We start from the raw sequence: 17,948 nt of genomic DNA on the forward strand, positions 1-17,948 counted from the left end.
CAGCAATGAATTTTTCCCTGATCATTTGCACCTACCAAAGGCCGCAGGCGTTGCTTAAGCTTCTTAATTCTATACAGGAGCAGTATTTATATCCTCATCAAATTCTGATAATTGACGGATCTACTGATCAGAATACCGAAAAGATTCTGCGAGAAAACCAATTTGAAAACCTCGAATGTTTTCAGGTTAGTGAAGAAGATCGCGGACTCACAAAGCAGCGAAACTTCGGAATAAAAAAAGTTGCCGCGTCTTCTGAAATTGTCTGTTTTCTGGATGATGACATTGTGCTGACTCCTTCATATTTTGAAAATTTAATAAGTACTTATATTGAATTTCCCGATACTGTAGGCGTGGGAGGTTATATTATTGATGATGTTGAATGGCGAGAATCAGATATACCCAAGGTTGCTTTTGACGAATTTTACCTGGACGGCTGGAAAAGGAAATTAGGAAGCAGAAATGTTTTAAGGAAAAAATTAAATTTACTAAGTAACAAGCCTCCCGGTTATATGCCGGACTTCTCGAATGGCTTTTCAACCGGCTTTTTGCCACCTTCCGGAAAAACATATCCTGTGGAATTTTTTATGGGAGGAGTGGCTTCCTATAAAGCTGACCTTTTTAAGAAGATAAACTTTTCAGAATATTTTCAGGGCTACGGACTTTATGAAGATATGGATTTTTGTCTTAGGGCTTCAAACGTTGGGAAGCTCTATGTAAATACAAATGCTAAACTTTATCATTATCACGAAGAAGGAGGAAGGCCAAATAAATTTAAATATGGCGAAATGGTGCTTCGAAATGGCTGGTATGTGTGGCGGGTAAAATTTCGAAATCCGCCCCTGAAAGCGAAGTTTAAATGGCACGCAACAGCATGGCTGCTCACATTAATCAGGTTAGGGAATGTAGTTAGCACTTCAGAAAAAAAAGCGGCGTTTACAGAAAGTCTGGGGAGAATTTCGGGCTGGTGGAGTTTGCTCTGGAATAAGCCAAAGGTTCCAAGGTAGATGAGGAAGAGATTTTATACATATTTCGGTATTTTTTTATTGGCAGTAATTTTCTTGTTGTCGACTTTAAATTATTTCTACCCTTTCGTAAACCCTGTGGTTGGCAAATGGTCGGTAGGATATTCTTATGCAGATGAGGTGCTAAAAAAGCCAATTATCAACCAGGAGAATATCATCACATACATGGAAGTAGACAGCTTTCTGAATAAGACCGGACATTATATAGCTGACCCATTTTTTATGAGAGAAAATGATCTCTTCTACCTTTTTACGGAATTGAAAGGGGAAAATGAAGCAGGTATTGCTCTTTTTACTTCGGCTGAAGGAGAAAATTATGAATACAAAGGTGTTGTGTTGGATGAAAATTTTCACCTCTCTTTTCCGCAGGTGTTTAAGCATAAAAATGAATATTATATGCTTCCGGAAACGAGTCAGACAGGGAATGTGATTTTGTATAAGTCTGTTGATTTTCCTTATAAATGGCAAAAAACTGATACGCTTATTAAGAACCGAAATTTAAAAGATCCGGCTATATTATTGTCTGAGGATTTGAACCTTATTGTGGCTGTAGACGAGCATATGCAGCAGTATATGTTTACGGCAGATTCTCTTACCGGTGAGTGGAAAGAAGCAGAGAATTATACAGGTCGGCTGGGAAATGAAACCCGGCCGGGAGGTAGGTTTTTCGAACTAAATGGCAATCATTATTTGCCAATTCAGGACCGCAGGTATGGATATGGCTCGGCAATTTCGATTTTCAGGTTATCCAATAAAGACAATCATCTGGAATTGGTGCGGGAGCAAAAAGAATATCTTGGTCCGCAGGAAAATATCAAATGGTTTAACCGCGGGATGCATCAATTGGATATTCAAAAGGTTGGGCCGGAATATTATATGGTGTACGACGGTGATTATAACAGGACCGGGGAAACCTACTTTCAGTTTAAGCGCAGCTTAAAATTTGTATATTCCGACTTTTACAATCTGTTTCAGTAATATGAAATTTGGAATTATCAGCTACATTTTGCACAAGGAGCAGGAGGGGAAATTTTATTCCTATGCGCCTTATATAAATGAAATGAATATCTGGCTGAAATCTGTAGATAAACTATTAATCACTGCTCCAAAAATTTCCGGTGCTCCCGCTGCCATAGAAACTTCTTATACTGAAGTTGATACTGAATTTTACCAAATCCCGGCCCTGAATTTTACAAATATTGTCCAAAGCATAAACTCAGTTTTTAAACTGCCGAAAGTGATCTGGGGAATATTGAAGGTGATGCGGGAAGCAGATCATATCCATCTTCGGTGCCCTGGAAATGTGAGTTTAATAGCATGTTTTCTTCAGATTTTTTTTCCGAAGAAGCCAAAAACTGTGAAATATGCGGGAAATTGGGACCCTGAAGCTGTGCAGCCATGGACGTATAAACTTCAGAAGAAAATTTTAAGCAACATATTCTTAAGCCGAAATATTAAAGTTCTGGCCTATGGAAATTGGCCAAATCAGTCGGCCAATATTGTGCCTTTTTTCACTGCCTCTTTTTCAGAAACCGAAAAGGGGAAATTTAAAAAGAATTTCCGTTCTCCCTATCGTTTTATGTTCGTAGGAAGCCTTGTGGAAGGAAAAGGGCCAAAATTTGCCATTCAACTTATAGAAAAACTTCAGAAAAAAGGGGTTGAGGTGAGACTGGATCTTTTTGGAGACGGAATTTTAAGGGAAGAGCTGGAAGAATATGTAAAAACGAACAGGTTGGGCGCTTGGATTAGCTTTTATGGAAATGTAAAATTGAAGGAGTTGAAAACGGAGTACGAAAATTGCCATTTTTTGATACTGCCTTCAAAAAGTGAAGGTTGGCCAAAGGCTGTTGCTGAAGCCATGTTTTTTGGTTGCATTCCAATAGCAACCACTGTTAGCTGTGTGCCATGGATGCTGGGAGCCCCCCCCGCCCCCGAAGGGGGAGCTCTCGAAAGAACTACTGTTGCAAAAAGAGGAATTTTAGTCCCATCTACCCCAGAAGGGGGAGCTAAAGCTGAAGAATGGCATCAGAGAATTGCAAATGATGTTGAGGAACTATTAAAAAATTCTGGGCAGATGAAGGGGATTTCGTTAGCAGCACAAAACTGGAGTCAGCAATATACTTTAGAGAGGTTCGAAAAGGCAATTCAGGAAATTCTGGGGCATAACACCTCAAATCCCAACCACCATTCATTAAAGGAACCGACAACCGATTCCCCCCAACTCACAACCGACAACTTAGAACTGACAACTGAAGACCAGCAACCCAGAATCCACAACAGGCAACCTCTCCGTATCCTTCAATTAATAGATTCCTTAAACCCGGGAGGAGCAGAAAAGATGGCCGTTGCTTATGCCAATGCTCTTAGCGGAAAAATTGACAAAACCTATCTTTGTTGTACCCGAAAGGAAGGTTTACTGAAAAAAGATCTTTTAGCTGAAGCCGGATATTTATTTCTGAACAAAAAAAGTAGTCTTGATTTGTCGGCGATTTTTAAGCTGAAGAATTTCCTTAAAAAAGAAGAAATAAACATTGTTCATGCCCACGGCACTTCTTATTTTTTGGCTGGTTTGTTAAAATTAGCTGGTGGCCGCTTTAAGCTGGTATGGCACGATCATTACGGAAATAGTGAATTTCTGGAAAAAAGGCCTCTTCAGCCTTTGGCTTTCTTTTCCCGGTTTTTTAACGGAATTATTTCAGTAAATTCAGATCTAAAAGAGTGGGCGATTGAAAATCTCCATTGTCCCAGAGTTACTTATATAAATAACTTTGTTGCCTCTCCTTCAGAAGAATTCAAGCCAGGATTCCGGCTTAAAGGTAAAGACAATGAGTTTAAAATAATTTATGTGGCGAACTTTCGTCCTCAAAAAGATCATGCTACGCTGCTGGAAGCTTTTGAAAAACTTATTAAACAGTTTCCTGTGAGTTTACACCTTATTGGTGATGATTCCGGTACAGGTTATTCAAAAAACCTGCAGGAGAAAATTGCCAGCTCGCCGGTTCAGGAACATATACATTTATATGGAGAGCAGGGCGATATTTATAAATATCTAATGGCGGCTGATATTGGCGTATTATCCTCCCAATCTGAAGGATTGCCCCTGGCTTTGCTGGAATATTCATTGGCGGGACTGCCTGTTGTAGTTACAAAAGTGGGGCAAATTCCGGAAGTTGTTAAAAAGAATGGCTTGATGGTGGAGCCGGAAGATCCTGGTGCTTTGGCTAATGCTATCAGTTCTTATTATCATAATAAGGAAAAAAGTGAAAAGGATGCTAAGGCATTAAAGCGTGATGTAAAGAAAAATTATTCTGTAGATAAAGTAATTCTTAAAGTTATGGAATTTTATCACGAGTTATGAGTTTAGAATTCAGACAAATAGTAAATTAGCCGCTGGAAAAATTCTTCATATTCAGAAGCTAGATTACATATCCTATTTAAAAGTGCTGCTCTTCCATGTGCTCATGGGATTTGCAGTTTACCTCTATCGTCCTGCCGCCCAATTCCTGCTTTTTGGGGTGTTGGGGAGTCTGCTTATCTACGTAATTCTAAAGGAAAATAAAAATAATGAGGTGCTAATGGCTGCTGCTTATATGGCCGGAGCAGAGGTTTTCTTTAGAATGAACGGAGGGATGGTTTTTTACGAAACCGGAAAATATTCGGTTATTCTGTTTCTTCTTATTGGGATGTTTTATAAAGGGACCTCCTCCAGGACGGTGCCTTTTTGGATTTATCTTTTTATTTTATTTCCGGGGGTGGTAGTAGCTTCATTTACACTGGATTATGATGTTGTTTTCAGGAAAGCGATTGCGTTTAACCTGAGTGGCCCGGTTTGCCTGGGAGTTTCAGCATTGTATTGCTACTACAAGAAAATTTCTAAAGTAGAATTTAATTATGTCTTAATGATGTTGCTGATGCCGCTTGTTGCTAATATGGCGTATCTTTATTTCTATACACCCAGTATTGGGGAGGCGCTTATGAGCGGAACAAACTCCAATTATGCAGCTTCGGGAGGTTATGGCCCTAATCAAATATCTACAGTTATGGGCCTTGGCGCTTTTTTAGTTTGTACGCGCCTTTTTACCATCAAAGACAGGACTATTAATCTCATCGACCTGGTTTTGCTAACCCTTATGAGTTACAGGGCCATTGTTACCTTCTCGAGGGGAGGAGTGTTTACTGCACTGGCCTGTATAATTGCTTTCCTCTTTATCTTTTTTATAAAACAGGATTCCAAAGCGAAGTCCAGGTTGATAAAAAAACTGGCGCTGCTTTTCTTTGCAGTAGTCACCACCTTCACCATTATAACCGTCCAGACACAGGGATTAATCACCTACCGGTATACTAATCGTGACGCTTCGGGTAAACTTGAAGATGATATTACCACCGGGAGGGCAGAATTAATTATTACCGAACTTAAAGGCTTTTATTATAATCCTGTGATTGGAGTTGGGGTGGGAAAAGCAAAAGAATTCAGGTCTGAAGAGGCAGGAACCGAAACTGCATCTCATAATGAAGTTAGCCGGTTATTGTCTGAACATGGTCTTCTTGGACTTGTGGCAATCCTAATTCTTATCTTTGTTCCTGTAATCTTTTGGACAAAATTTAGGAACAATTATTATTTTTTGGCGTTCTTAGCATTTTGGTTTTTGACAATAAACCATTCTGCCATGCGAATTGCCCTTCCGGCTTTCGTATATGGGCTGGCATTATTATATATTGTAGATGAAAAAAAGGATCCTTTACATAGGAAACGACTTGCGGGTAAGTAGCTTTACGGCAACTTATATTTCTTTTTTCAGTAAAATGCTGAAGAGGGAAGGTTATGTTGTGAAAACCGCCTCCACAAGAAGTAATAAAGGCCTGCGCCTTGTTGAGATGCTGGGGCTGGTGGCGAAATTCAGGAAAACCACAGATATTGTTCTTATCGATACCTATGGTGCGATGAATTTTTATTATGCCTACCTCGTTGCCAGAACATGCCAGTATTTTAAACTGGAGTATATACCCATTCTTCACGGTGGGAACCTTCCTGAAAGGCTTGAAGATTCTATGGCCTATAGCAGAAATTTGTTTGGGAAAGCGAAAACAAATGTTGCCCCTTCTAAATTTTTATACAACGTATTTAAAGCAAAGGGCTTTGATAATGTTGAAATTGTGCCGAACGCCATTCAGCTTGAAAATTATCCTTTTAAGGAGCGGAATGAATTTAAGCCGAAGCTTTTATGGGTGCGACGGTTTCAGAAAAGATATAATCCCTTACTGGCTGTTAAAGTCCTTACCGAACTTTTAAAGCAGTATCCCGATGCGGAATTGTGTATGGTGGGCCCGGAAAAAGATGGCAGTATGAAAACCTGTAGATCTTACGTCCGGAAGCATAGGCTGCCAGTTCGGTTTCCCGGTAAATTAAAGAAAAAGGAATGGGCAAAACTTTCTGCAGACTACGATTTCTTTATAAATACAACTACTATAGATAATACTCCTATAAGTGTTATTGAAGCTATGAGCCTTGGGCTCCCTGTGATCTCCACGAATGTGGGCGGTATGCCGGTGCTTATTGAAGATAATAAGGACGGAGTACTTGTTCCTGAAAATGACATGAAAGCGATGGCAGAAGCCATTTCCGGACTAATGGAGGATGTTTCCAAGACCAGGGAAATATGTAAAGAAGCCCGCAAAAAAGTGGTCCAATTTGGATGGGAAACCGTGAAAGAAGATTGGAACCGGGTGTTGAAATAGATTTGAATGAAGCGACTTATCTATATTGGTAATAAGCTTGAAAAACACGGAGCTTCGCCCACGGCTATAGATACGCTTTCAGAATTACTGAGAGAACAGGGCTTTTACCTCAAGACGGCCTCTTCAAAAAAAAACAAGATTTTAAGGTTGCTGGATATGTTGCAGGTAATTGTAGCAAATTTTCGAAGCTCAGATCTTGTACTGATCGATACCTATAGCACAAAGAATTTTTTGTATGCCGTGCAGTGTGCAAGGCTGTGCAGAATCCTTAAAATCCCTTATATACCAATTTTACATGGCGGAAATCTTGAACAGCGGTTAAAAGAAAACAAAGATGCCTGTAATAAATTATTTGGAAAGGCTTATTGCAATGTAGCGCCTTCACGGTATTTTATGGAAATTTTTAAAGAATATGGCTTTGATAATCTAAAGTATATCCCGAATTCCATTCCGCTTGAAACTTATAAGTTCAGTTTACGTAAGAAAATTCGTCCTAAAATAATCTGGGTGAGATCCTTTGCAGAAGTATATAATCCTATGCTGGCTTTAAAGGTTTTGAAGATAATAATAAGAGATTTTCCCGATGCTGAACTTTGTATGGTTGGCCCGGAAAAAGATGGGAGCCTTGAAATTTGCAGGAAATTTGCTAAAGTTCACAGCCTTCCGGTTAAATTCACGGGGAAACTCCGAAAAAAAGAATGGCTCAAATTAGCTTCAGGATATGATATTTTTTTTAATACTGCCAATACAGATAATGCTCCGGTAAGTGTGATTGAAGCAATGGCATTAGGTTTACCTGTAATTTCTACCAATGTAGGAGGTATTCCGTATTTAATCAGGAACGGGGAGCAGGGCCTTCTTATAAATAAAAATGACGAAGTTGAAGCTGCTGAGGCAATTCGCTTTTTAATTCATAATCCCGGTAAGGCAGAAAGCTTTAGCCGTAATGCCCGGGAAGAAGCTGAGATTTATGACTGGAGAAGAGTTAAAGACGATTGGTTGGAATTGCTGAGCTAAAAATTATATCTTTACCGCCATTGCCCCAATTAACCTACAAATGTCTGATAAGCCACTATTTCATTTCGAAATCTCCGAGCGAAAGATATTTCTGCGCCTTTTTGACACCTTTTTCGTACTGCTTGCGCTGAGTATTGTAGGTGTAGTCTTTCAATTTAGTTATTTCAGGATAGACAGCCAATATTGGGTGTGGACCGTGGTTCTTGTTGCTTTTTTAAATTTTTTTGCGACCGTTTTTGAACTGTATGACCTTCAGAAGGCCAGTAGGTTTGATAAAGTTTTTCAGAATGTGGTCCTCGCTACTTCCCTCACAGTACTTTTTTACATTTTAACTCCTTTTATCACACCCAGTTTACCGGAAAACCGCTTGCAAATCCTTTTCTTTTTTCTTTCCATTGCCGGGATATTGTTGCTGTGGCGGTATGCTTATATAGCATTAATCACCACTCCGCGTTTTTATAAACGGGTGCTCGTTGTGGGCGATTCTTTTGATATTAAGTTAATTGCAGAGACACTTCGCAATTCTGATCCTAATTATTCTGTCATTGGATTTATTAATACAGAAAAGGAATACGATGCCGGGTTTGATTATGAAGGTTTAACACGCTTTAAAGTTGAAGAATTATCTGCTGTGGTTGAGGAGTACCATATTAATGAAGTTATTGTGGCACATGCACATAAAAGAAATTTGATGATTACCCTTTACAACCAGCTTAATGAGTTGCTAATGAAGGGATTTCCTATACGTGATTATTATCATGTTTATGAGGAAACCACGAGGAGGATTCCTGTAGACAAGGTGGACAAGGATTTTTATCGTTACTTTCCTTTTAGCCGGAATAATGCAAATCAGTTTTACAGGTTGTCTTTTCGCATTTTTGATGTAATCGCTGCTGTTGCAGGCATACTTTTTGGCTTATTTATCTTACCTTTTATCGTGCTGGGTAACCTGGTTGGAAACAGGGGGGAGTTATTTTATTCTCAAACAAGGATAGGGAAATACGGAAAACCTTTTCGAATCCTGAAATTCAGGACAATGCTTCACGATGCTGAGGTCACAGGACCGCAGTATGCACAAAAGGATGATCTTCGGGTTACTCCCTTCGGAAAATTTTTAAGACGTTCAAGAATAGATGAAATTCCGCAGTTTCTAAACGTGCTTAAGGGGGAAATGAGCATGATAGGACCCCGTCCCGAAAGACCGGTTTTTGTAAAAGAATTATCTGAAGCAATTCCGTTTTATGAAACGCGGCATGTAATAAAACCGGGGCTCACCGGCTGGGCGCAGGTAATGGCCAACTACGGAACTTCCCATACCGACAGCCTGGAAAAACTTCAATATGACTTGTACTACATCAAGCACAGGGGATTATTTCTTGATATTGATATTCTACTAAAAACGTTTAGTACGGTTATTTTCTATAGAGGACAATGATGAGAAGTTCAGAGTTTATAGTTCGGAGTTCGGAGTAGACCGTGGTTGAAAAGTTTAAAGTTTAACGTTTGCCTGCGTTTCCCTAAACTTTCCGTTCTCCACTTTTTAACCGACAAAAGACATCTCACAACTGAAGATTACATTCCACCGTGCTCACCTTTTCATTTGTGCTAAAACCAAGCAACAAACTACAAACGACGAACAACTAACTTACAACGGTCTGTGCCGTTTATACTTTACCATAGCAAATAAGAAGAGAAAAAGTGCCAGAAACTGAGCTACGCGGGCGATATAGTCGCCGTATTCTACATAAAAAGTTTTTTCATCATTTAGAAATACTTCAGATTTAATGCTTCCGCGTTTTTCGTATTCCAAAGTCTTACCAACATCGCCAAGAGGGTTTATAAAAGCAGAAATTCCGGTGTTGGCACTTCGTACTACAGATTTTCGGGTTTCAATAGCTCTTAATTTTGCATAACTTAAATGCTGCTGGTGGCCTTGTGTGTCTCCCCACCAGGCATCATTGGTGATAATTGCAAGAAATTCGGCTCCATTTTTTACATAACCGGTAACATATTCACCATACACAGATTCGTAACAAATAATGGGGGCCGCAAAAGCACCATTATCGAGTTTAAAAACTTCACGGTCCGGTTGAGTGGTTTTCATGGCCACTGTTCCGCCTAAATCAATCATTATATCCCCTAAAATCGGCTTTAAAAAACTCTGATACGGAAAATTTTCAACCCCAACGACCAACTTTGACTTATGATAGAGTTGCGACTCACCATCACTTATTAAAAAAGCCGAATTGTAGTCGTCGTACCAGTCGTTTGTTCCTATCTGATTGCTTTGCGGACGCACCTGGGCAGGATCACTAAAGCGTTGATAAAAGGAGACGCCACCCAAAAAATTCAAATTATCGTACTTCCTTACGATCTGTCGTCCAAAATAAGCTGCTTCAGAATTTTCAAATTGCTGTAACACAGTACCATCTGCAAAGACTGTTTCGGGAGCAACAAGAAGATCTGTAGACTGTGTTGTATTTTCTTCGGTTAAATTGGTGAGTAATTCGGCAATACGGGTGTCGTTCGTATTATATTTTTCGGTATAAGGATTGATATTGGGTTGTAGAACAACGGCTTCCATGGATCTTTCCGGCATTTCATAAGTATTCCGAATAATATAGGAGGCAGAAATAGGGATAAGCAGAAGGAGTGTAATTTTAAATATTCCGCGGTAGATAACTGCCTTATCACGATATTCCCGGTAAAGTAAAACTGCTTTAAAAACAGCGATGTTAACAAGCCAGATCCACAACGTACCGCCAAAAGTACCGGTGTATTCATACCACTGAATCAGATTATGATATTCTGAAAATCCATTGCCCAGGTTAAGCCACGGCCAGGAAAAATCCCAACTAAGATGAATTTTTTCAAAAACGATCCAAATACTAACCAGGAATGATGAAGCTGCGGTAAAATTGACCCTCTTAGCTACCACATGATAAATAAGGAACACCAGGCTCATGAGCAACGAATTCGCAAGAATAGCGAAGGTCCCGCCAAAAGGAGTGGAAAAATAGATCCAATAGGTGGTAATAAGGTTCCAGATAAAGAACGTGAGGTAAGCCACGCCAAAAACCTTTAACTTGCTGTAAGCATAGAAATTTCTGATTCTAAATTCCGCGATTAAAAGGGGTGTGAAAGCAACAAATAGTAAGAATGGAAAACCGTAAGTAGGCCAACCCAGCGCCAGTATAATTCCGCTTAAAAATGCCAGTAAAATATTTTTCATTCCGGATATCTCTTTTTCACTGATGAATTGTAGGAGCATTCAAAAATAACAAACTGGTAAGCATAAACCTATTATTGTGCCAATTGTTGAAGTAGTGTTTTTGTACAGGTCGATAATTGCCATTTTTGAGGTGTAACTTTTTAGAGGAAAGAGGAAAGAGGAAAGAGGAAAAAACGAACTCTCCACTTTCCACTCTTCACTTTTTTGCAGGGGAATTTATGGTGTACTCGTGGCGAAACTATAGGCCGATAATTGCCATTTTTGGCACTTGACTTTTTGAGATGATACAGGAAAGAAGATCAACTTTCCTATTTTCACTCGTCACTTTTTGGAGAAAATTATTTGTGTATTTGTGGTATAAACTATAGGTCGATATTTGCCATTTGAGGCTGCCATTAGATTTTATATTCAAACTCCACATTTGATTGGTGCCTCATTCCTAATTGAACTTTAAGTGTGTGGTGTGTCTTTTATTTTTAGCTCTTTAACTTTTTAACTCTTTTAGATAGTCAACAGACAAACAGACAAACAGACAAACAGACAAACAGACAAACAGACAAACAAACCACAAACCACAAACCACAAACCACAAACAACTGAAACGCTAAACCATAAACTACGAACAACAGATACGTCATATTTATTCTTACTTTAGTATCTTCATACAAAATTTTTTATGGATCTAAAGAGGCACGTCCCCAATTTCATTACACTTCTAAACTTGTTAAGTGGCAGCATTGCCGTTATTTTTGCTGTACAGGGCAGTCTCATAATGGCAGCTTTATTTGTTGCCCTGGGGATATTTTTTGATTTTTTTGATGGGTTGGCAGCTCGTGCTTTGGATGTAAAAAGTGAGGTGGGGCTTCAATTAGATTCTTTGGCAGATGCTGTAACGAGCGGTGTTGTACCCGGTATTGTAATGTATCAAATGCTGAATATTGCGCTTCCCAATACCAGCAGTGGGACTTCTACCGACTGGAATGTAGATGATACTTTTATGGAGTGGAATTTTAATAATCTTGCCCTTATTGGTCTCTTGATTATACTGGCATCTGCTTACCGGCTTGCAAAATTTAATGTAGACGACAGGCAAACCGATTCTTTTATAGGCCTTCCTACACCCGCCAACGCATTGCTTATTTTGAGTTTACCGTTAATTCTTTCCTTTCAGCCGGGAGAAATTGTCTCTTCTCTAATCCTGAATGAATGGTTCCTTATAGGACTAACCTTGCTGAGTTGTTATCTTTTAAATGCTGAAGTAAAATTATTTGCACTTAAATTTTCTGACTGGTCATTTACAAATAATAAGCTGAGGTACATTTTTATTCTGCTTTGTCTCATCCTGGTTATTCTGCTTCAGTTTGCCGCTATACCAGTAATTATTATCAGTTATGTGCTGTTGTCCCTTATTTTTGGGGATCAGAAGAAGGTGTTGGAATGATGGTGAGTGGTGAATAGTGAGAGTTTGTAAAAGTTTTAAAAAAGAGAAGAGAGGAAAGAATGTAAAGATTTTTTTGAATAAGACGTGCGAGCCAATAATCAACTTCAAAAAAGGTCAACCCTATTCAGAACTCCACACTCCACAAACTGACCACCCAAAACCCACAACAGGCAACAGTATCTAATCAAAAAGTCTCTTTTTACGGAGTTCGAAATTTTTACCCAGGTAAACTTTTCTTACCATTTCATCTTCAGCTAATTCTTCAGGTTGGCCGTGTTTTAAAATATTACCTTCAAACATAAGATAGGTACGGTCGGTGATGGCAAGTGTTTCCTGTACGTTGTGATCTGTAATTAAAATGCCGATATTCTTATTTTTCAGCTGTGCTACAATTCTCTGAATGTCTTCCACCGCAACAGGATCAACACCGGCAAAGGGCTCATCCAGAAGAATAAATTTAGGATCGGTAGCAAGTGCCCTGGCAATTTCGGTACGCCGTCGCTCTCCACCGCTTAGCAAATCACCACGATTTGTACGAATGTGGCCCAGTCCAAATTCTTCTATAAGTGACTCCATCTTTATTTGCCTTTCTTTTTTAGAAAGTGAGGTGAGCTCCAATACGCTCATAATATTGTCTTCAATACTTAATTTTCTAAAGACAGATGCTTCCTGAGCCAGATATCCTATACCATTTTGCGCCCGCTTGTACATAGGATATTTAGTAATATTGATCTTATCTAGGATAATGTCGCCGCTGTTAGGCTTAATTAGTCCTACAATCATATAAAAAGAAGTGGTTTTTCCGGCTCCGTTTGGACCCAGCAAACCAACGATTTCTCCCTGGTTTACTTCCAGGGAAATGCCTTTAACAACTTCTCGTCCTTTATAAGATTTTACTAACTTCTCGGCGCGTAATTTCATTCCTGATTATTTAATGCTGATTGAAGCAGTAATTATACCAAAATAATTATCCTTCTTTAGTTTCTTCCAATGCTTCCCAATATTCAAAAGCTCTTCGCAAATGTGGAATTACGATGGTTCCCCCAATAAGAGTTCCGATACTCAAGGTTTCCATAACTTCCTCACGTGCCACACCTTGCTTATAGCTGGATTCCAGATGATATTTTACACAATCATCACATCTCAGGACCACAGAGGCTACCAGGCCAAGCAGTTCCTTAGTTTTTTTGTCCAGTACTCCTTCTGTAAAAGCGTTGGTGTCCAGGTTAAAAATCCTTTTAAGAACTTTATTGTTCTCATTCAGGATTTTATCATTCATTTGCTGCCTGTATATATTAAAATCTTCTACTTTATTGGCCATCACCTTTTTTCTTTAAATTTTTTAACTCTCTTTTATAGATCACCTTTGAAATAAAAATACTTACCTCATATAAAATAAGCACCGGAATAGCAACAATTATCTGACTTACAATATCCGGTGGTGTAATGACTGCAGAGAGTATTAATACGATAACGAGGGCGTATTTTCTATACTTCCTCAGGAAATCGGGAGTTACCACTCCTACTTTTGTAAGGAAGTAAATAACGATCGGCAGTTCAAAAATAAGTCCGCTGGCCAAAACTGAGGCTCTAACAAGACTTATATAACTGCTAAGATCGAAGTCATTAAAAACGGTTTCACTTACCTGGTATTTCCCCAGGAAATTAATTGATAAAGGAGTTACAACATAATATCCAAATAGTACACCAAGGAAAAAGAGCATTGAGGAAACAAAAATAAAACCTTTTGCATTTTTTCTTTCATATTCGTGCATGGCTGGAGCTACAAATTTCCAGAATTCATAGATTACATAAGGAAAGGCGACAATAAAACCTGCTGTTATGGAGGTCCAGACATGTGCTGAAAACTGTCCACCCATTGTTCTACTTTGTATCCTGAAAGGCATTTCGTCAAAACAAAATCCGCCATCAATCCCAATAAAGTTCGAAATACGGCAGAGCATGCTATAAGAGAAAAAGCTACCCCTGCTTGGTCCAAAAAGCAGAACATCAAAAATAAAACTTTTTGCCAAAAAGGCAATTGCTGCTGCTATTACAACAGAAAGTGTGGCTCTAATAAGATGCCATCTAAGGTCTTCCAGGTGATCCAGGAAAGACATTTCCTGTTCCTGCTCAGGTGGTTGAGGAGAAGCGATTTTTTTCATTATAAAATTCCTTCGCGTATTAAGTTATGAAGGTGTACCACACCGGTGTACCTTCCGTTTTCAGCGGCGAGTAATTGGGAAATTTTGTTTTCCTGTATAATCTCAAGAGCATCAACCGCTAATGCATTATGACTAATGATTTTAGGGTTCGCACTCATAATATCTTTTGCTGTGAGGCCTTTAATTTCCTCATTATTTTTAAGCATTCTTCTAATATCTCCGTCTGTAATTATACCTATAATTTCATTATTTTCTATAACCGGAGTAACACCCAACATTTTTTCTGAAATTTCCAAAATAACTTCAGTTATGTTACTTTCAGGAGAGACCCGAGGTTTTTGGTTTTGACTGGTGATGTCGCTAACTCGTAGATATAATTTCTTACCGAGAGAGCCACCGGGATGATATTTGGCAAAATCTTTCCTGGAAAAACCTCTTAGCTTTAAAAGACAGATTGCCACAGCATCACCTATTACCAATTGAGCAGTTGTGCTTGTTGTTGGTGCAAGATTATTCGGACAAGCTTCCTTCTCTACGTAAGAATTAAGGACAAAATCTGCAGCCTGACCAAGAAAAGAAGATTTATCGCCTGTAATGGCAATAAGGGTATTGTTGAAATTCTTAATAAATGGAACGAGGACCTTTATTTCCGGACTATTTCCACTCTTCGAAATACAAAGAACCACGTCCTCTTTCTGGATAGTACCAAGGTCTCCGTGAATGGCATCGCCGGCATGCATAAAAACAGCCGGAGTGCCGGTAGAGTTGAGAGTAGCAACAATTTTATTGCCAATAACTGCACTTTTTCCTATGCCGGTAACAATAACTCTTCCGGTAGAATTGTAAATAGTTTCCACAGCCTCAACAAACTCCTCATCTATCAAGTGCTCTAAATTTGCAATCGCTTTGGCTTCGGTAGAAATAGTCTCTTTTGCAGCAGTTAGAATTTTCTCTTGAAGTTTCAAATTAGATGAATTATGAATTGTAAGTCCTAAAGAAATATGTATATTTAGTATTGCAAATGTATGTAAAATTGTAAGACAATTGAATGAGTTTGACGGAAATTGATTTACATCAACAACTGAAGAAATACTTTGGGTTTAGTCAGTTCAAAGGGCTTCAGGAACAAGTCATTACCAGTATCGTAAAAGGAAAAGATACATTTGTGGTAATGCCAACCGGGGGAGGAAAATCATTGTGCTACCAACTTCCGGCCCTTATTGCCGATGGTACAGCGATTGTGGTTTCTCCATTAATTGCCTTAATGAAAAACCAGGTAGACGCAATTCGTGGGATTTCTTCACAACACGGGGTTGCCCACGTTCTTAATTCTTCGCTTAATAAAACCGAAGTACGGCAAGTAAAGGAGGATATCAGTAACGGAATAACTAAACTGCTTTATGTGGCCCCCGAATCTCTGACCAAGGAGGATTATGTGGAATTTTTAAGGGGGCAGACTATTTCTTTTTTAGCCATAGATGAAGCGCATTGTATTAGTGAATGGGGCCATGATTTTAGGCCAGAATACCGCAACCTTCGCCACATTATAAAACGTATAGGAGATAATATCCCAATTATTGCCCTTACCGCAACTGCAACTCCAAAGGTGCAGGAGGATATCCTGAAAAACCTTGGAATCACAGATGCCAAAACTTTTAAGGCAAGTTTTAACCGGCCAAACCTTTATTACGAAGTAAGACCAAAGACAAAAAATGTCGATGCTGATATTATTCGGTTTGTAAAGCAGAACGAAGGGAAATCGGGTATTATTTACTGCCTTAGCAGGAAAAAAGTTGAGGAACTAGCTCAAACGCTTCAGGTAAATGGAATAAGTGCAGTGCCTTATCACGCTGGTCTTGAGGCTAAGACCAGGTCCAGGCATCAGGATATGTTCCTTATGGAAGATATAGATGTGGTGGTGGCCACAATAGCGTTTGGAATGGGAATCGATAAACCAGATGTGCGGTTTGTAATTCACCACGATATTCCCAAAAGTATAGAAAGTTATTACCAGGAAACAGGTCGCGCTGGCCGTGATGGGGGAGAAGGCCACTGCCTTGCTTTTTATTCTTATAAAGATATTGAAAAGCTGGAAAAATTTATGAGCGGCAAGCCTGTTGCTGAACAGGAGATTGGGCATGCCCTTTTGCAGGAAATCGTGGCTTATGCTGAAACATCTATTTCCAGAAGAAAATTTATCCTACATTATTTTGGGGAAGAATTTGATCAGGAAACAGGTGAAGGTGCTGCTATGGACGATAACATGCGCTATCCTAAGTCACATGTAGAAGCAAAGGATGAAGTGGCGCTGTTGCTTAAAACTGTAAAAGAGACAAAAGAACTTTATAAATCAAAAGATCTTGTAAAGACGTTACAAGGGAAATCGAACGCTATGATCTCCTCCCATCGAACAGATGAACACCCTCTGTTTGGTAAAGGAAGTTATAAGGACAGCAAATTTTGGATGGCACTCATTCGGCAGGTGCTGGTACAAGGTTATTTGAAGAAAGACATCGAAACATACGGAGTCATAAAAATTACCCCGGCGGGCGAAGAATATCTTCAGCAGCCTACTTCTTTCATGATGACCGAAGATCATATTTTCGATAGTACTACAGAGGCGGTACCTTCAGCATCAAAAAAAGCGGGTGGAGCAATAGATCAGCAACTTGTAAAAATGCTGAAAGATCTAAGGAAGAAAATTGCCAAAAAAATGGAGCTGCCGCCATTTGTAATTTTTCAGGATCCATCTTTGGAAGATATGGCCTTGAAATATCCCGTAAGCATTGAAGAATTAGGTAATATTTTTGGGGTAGGAGAAGGGAAAGCTAAAAAATACGGCAAAGAATTCGTTCAGCTTATTGACCGCTATGTCGAAGAAAACGATATTACCCGGCCAGATGATCTTGTAGTAAAATCTACCGGAGCAAATTCTGCACTTAAGCTATATATTATCCAAAGTGTAGATCGAAAATTGCCATTAGACGATATTGCTTCAGCTAAAGGAATGGAAATGGACGATTTTATCAAGGAAATGGAAGCAATTGTATATAGCGGGACAAAACTTAATATCGATTATTACCTTCAGGATATTCTGGATGAAGACCAGCAGGAAGAAATTCACGAATATTTTCTTGAAGCCGAAACCGATAAGATCGACGATGCTTTAGAGGAATTTGACGGGGATTATGATGACGAGGAGCTACGTCTTTACCGCATTAAATTTATAAGTGAAGTTGCTAATTAGTCTTTTTGAGTGAAAAGTGAAAATGGGTTATGGGTTGTCAGTTGTCAGTTTCACAACTCGGCGGAAAAAAGTGCGACCTCAAAATTGT

The 17,948-nt window shown here is 39.1% G+C and carries 14 protein-coding genes; 9 read left to right on the forward strand and 5 right to left on the reverse strand.

What is annotated here, in order from left to right; translation table 11 throughout:
• Positions 1 to 5 precede the first annotated feature (5 nt).
• The 7 genes from RM529_RS01855 to RM529_RS01885 all read left to right on the forward strand — a co-directional run bounded on the left by RM529_RS01855 (position 6) and on the right by RM529_RS01885 (position 9,210).
• Positions 6 to 1,004, forward strand: a complete 999-nt coding sequence (locus tag RM529_RS01855) for a glycosyltransferase family 2 protein (RefSeq protein WP_311483048.1) — start codon at positions 6 to 8, stop codon at positions 1,002 to 1,004.
• Between the two features lie 57 nt (positions 1,005 to 1,061).
• On the forward strand, positions 1,062 to 2,000 hold the full coding sequence (locus RM529_RS01860; protein ID WP_311483049.1) for a glucosamine inositolphosphorylceramide transferase family protein: 939 nt from the start codon (positions 1,062 to 1,064) through the stop codon (positions 1,998 to 2,000).
• Position 2,001: 1 nt separating this feature from the next.
• Positions 2,002 to 4,380 (forward strand): glycosyltransferase family 4 protein, encoded by a 2,379-nt coding sequence (locus RM529_RS01865; protein ID WP_311483050.1) that lies wholly within the window; start codon positions 2,002 to 2,004, stop codon positions 4,378 to 4,380.
• A gap of 82 nt (positions 4,381 to 4,462) precedes the next feature.
• Positions 4,463 to 5,791, forward strand: a complete 1,329-nt coding sequence (locus tag RM529_RS01870) for an O-antigen ligase family protein (RefSeq protein WP_311483051.1) — start codon at positions 4,463 to 4,465, stop codon at positions 5,789 to 5,791.
• Complete coding sequence (locus tag RM529_RS01875) at positions 5,745 to 6,758, forward strand: glycosyltransferase family 4 protein (RefSeq protein WP_311483052.1); 1,014 nt, start codon at positions 5,745 to 5,747, stop codon at positions 6,756 to 6,758. Before RM529_RS01870 ends, RM529_RS01875 begins: the two co-directional genes overlap by 47 nt.
• 6 nt (positions 6,759 to 6,764) lie before the next feature.
• The gene (locus RM529_RS01880) at positions 6,765 to 7,775 is read left to right on the forward strand and encodes a glycosyltransferase family 4 protein (RefSeq protein WP_311483053.1); all 1,011 of its coding nucleotides are present in this window, start codon (positions 6,765 to 6,767) and stop codon (positions 7,773 to 7,775) included.
• Positions 7,776 to 7,815: 40 nt separating this feature from the next.
• The gene (locus RM529_RS01885; RefSeq protein ID WP_311483054.1) at positions 7,816 to 9,210 is read left to right on the forward strand and encodes a sugar transferase; all 1,395 of its coding nucleotides are present in this window, start codon (positions 7,816 to 7,818) and stop codon (positions 9,208 to 9,210) included.
• A 210-nt stretch (positions 9,211 to 9,420) separates the two neighbouring features.
• Here the strand turns inward: RM529_RS01885 and lnt are convergent, their stop codons facing one another.
• Positions 9,421 to 11,007, reverse strand: a complete 1,587-nt coding sequence (gene lnt, locus RM529_RS01890; protein WP_311483055.1) for an apolipoprotein N-acyltransferase — start codon at positions 11,005 to 11,007, stop codon at positions 9,421 to 9,423.
• A 676-nt stretch (positions 11,008 to 11,683) separates the two neighbouring features.
• Here lnt and RM529_RS01895 point away from each other — a divergent pair.
• On the forward strand, positions 11,684 to 12,448 hold the full coding sequence (locus tag RM529_RS01895; protein WP_311483056.1) for a CDP-alcohol phosphatidyltransferase family protein: 765 nt from the start codon (positions 11,684 to 11,686) through the stop codon (positions 12,446 to 12,448).
• Positions 12,449 to 12,628: 180 nt separating this feature from the next.
• Here RM529_RS01895 and lptB read toward each other — a convergent pair whose 3' ends face one another.
• Genes lptB through RM529_RS01915 form a run of 4 tightly spaced genes read right to left on the reverse strand, consistent with a single transcriptional unit; the run spans position 12,629 to position 15,578 of the window.
• The gene (gene lptB / locus RM529_RS01900) at positions 12,629 to 13,369 is read right to left on the reverse strand and encodes an LPS export ABC transporter ATP-binding protein (RefSeq protein WP_311483057.1); all 741 of its coding nucleotides are present in this window, start codon (positions 13,367 to 13,369) and stop codon (positions 12,629 to 12,631) included.
• 46 nt (positions 13,370 to 13,415) lie between these two features.
• Complete coding sequence (locus tag RM529_RS01905; RefSeq protein WP_311483058.1) at positions 13,416 to 13,769, reverse strand: carboxymuconolactone decarboxylase family protein; 354 nt, start codon at positions 13,767 to 13,769, stop codon at positions 13,416 to 13,418.
• Positions 13,759 to 14,613 carry a twin-arginine translocase subunit TatC gene (gene tatC / locus RM529_RS01910; protein ID WP_311483059.1) on the reverse strand — a complete coding sequence of 285 codons (855 nt, stop codon included), beginning with the start codon at positions 14,611 to 14,613 and terminating at the stop codon, positions 13,759 to 13,761. Before tatC ends, RM529_RS01905 begins: the two co-directional genes overlap by 11 nt.
• Complete coding sequence (locus RM529_RS01915; protein WP_311483060.1) at positions 14,613 to 15,578, reverse strand: KpsF/GutQ family sugar-phosphate isomerase; 966 nt, start codon at positions 15,576 to 15,578, stop codon at positions 14,613 to 14,615. The genes tatC and RM529_RS01915 overlap by 1 nt, the downstream gene beginning before the upstream one ends.
• Positions 15,579 to 15,661: 83 nt before the next feature.
• Between RM529_RS01915 and recQ the strand changes: the two genes are divergently transcribed.
• Complete coding sequence (gene recQ / locus RM529_RS01920) at positions 15,662 to 17,860, forward strand: DNA helicase RecQ (protein WP_311483061.1); 2,199 nt, start codon at positions 15,662 to 15,664, stop codon at positions 17,858 to 17,860.
• Positions 17,861 to 17,948 lie beyond the last annotated feature (88 nt).

Source organism: Autumnicola edwardsiae (assembly GCF_031846505.1).
Taxonomy (GTDB): Bacteria; Bacteroidota; Bacteroidia; order Flavobacteriales; family Flavobacteriaceae; genus Autumnicola; species Autumnicola edwardsiae.

Coding starts and splice junctions, on each gene's coding strand:
- lnt (WP_311483055.1), bottom strand. CDS start 11,007: ATGAAAAATATTTTACTGGCATTTTTAAGCGGAATTATACTGGCGCTG.
- tatC (WP_311483059.1), bottom strand. CDS start 14,613: ATGAAAAAAATCGCTTCTCCTCAACCACCTGAGCAGGAACAGGAAATG.
- RM529_RS01865 (WP_311483050.1), top strand. CDS start 2,002: ATGAAATTTGGAATTATCAGCTACATTTTGCACAAGGAGCAGGAGGGG.
- RM529_RS01885 (WP_311483054.1), top strand. CDS start 7,816: ATGTCTGATAAGCCACTATTTCATTTCGAAATCTCCGAGCGAAAGATA.
- RM529_RS01855 (WP_311483048.1), top strand. CDS start 6: ATGAATTTTTCCCTGATCATTTGCACCTACCAAAGGCCGCAGGCGTTG.
- recQ (WP_311483061.1), top strand. CDS start 15,662: ATGAGTTTGACGGAAATTGATTTACATCAACAACTGAAGAAATACTTT.
- RM529_RS01895 (WP_311483056.1), top strand. CDS start 11,684: ATGGATCTAAAGAGGCACGTCCCCAATTTCATTACACTTCTAAACTTG.
- RM529_RS01875 (WP_311483052.1), top strand. CDS start 5,745: ATGAAAAAAAGGATCCTTTACATAGGAAACGACTTGCGGGTAAGTAGC.
- RM529_RS01905 (WP_311483058.1), bottom strand. CDS start 13,769: ATGGCCAATAAAGTAGAAGATTTTAATATATACAGGCAGCAAATGAAT.
- lptB (WP_311483057.1), bottom strand. CDS start 13,369: ATGAAATTACGCGCCGAGAAGTTAGTAAAATCTTATAAAGGACGAGAA.
- RM529_RS01880 (WP_311483053.1), top strand. CDS start 6,765: ATGAAGCGACTTATCTATATTGGTAATAAGCTTGAAAAACACGGAGCT.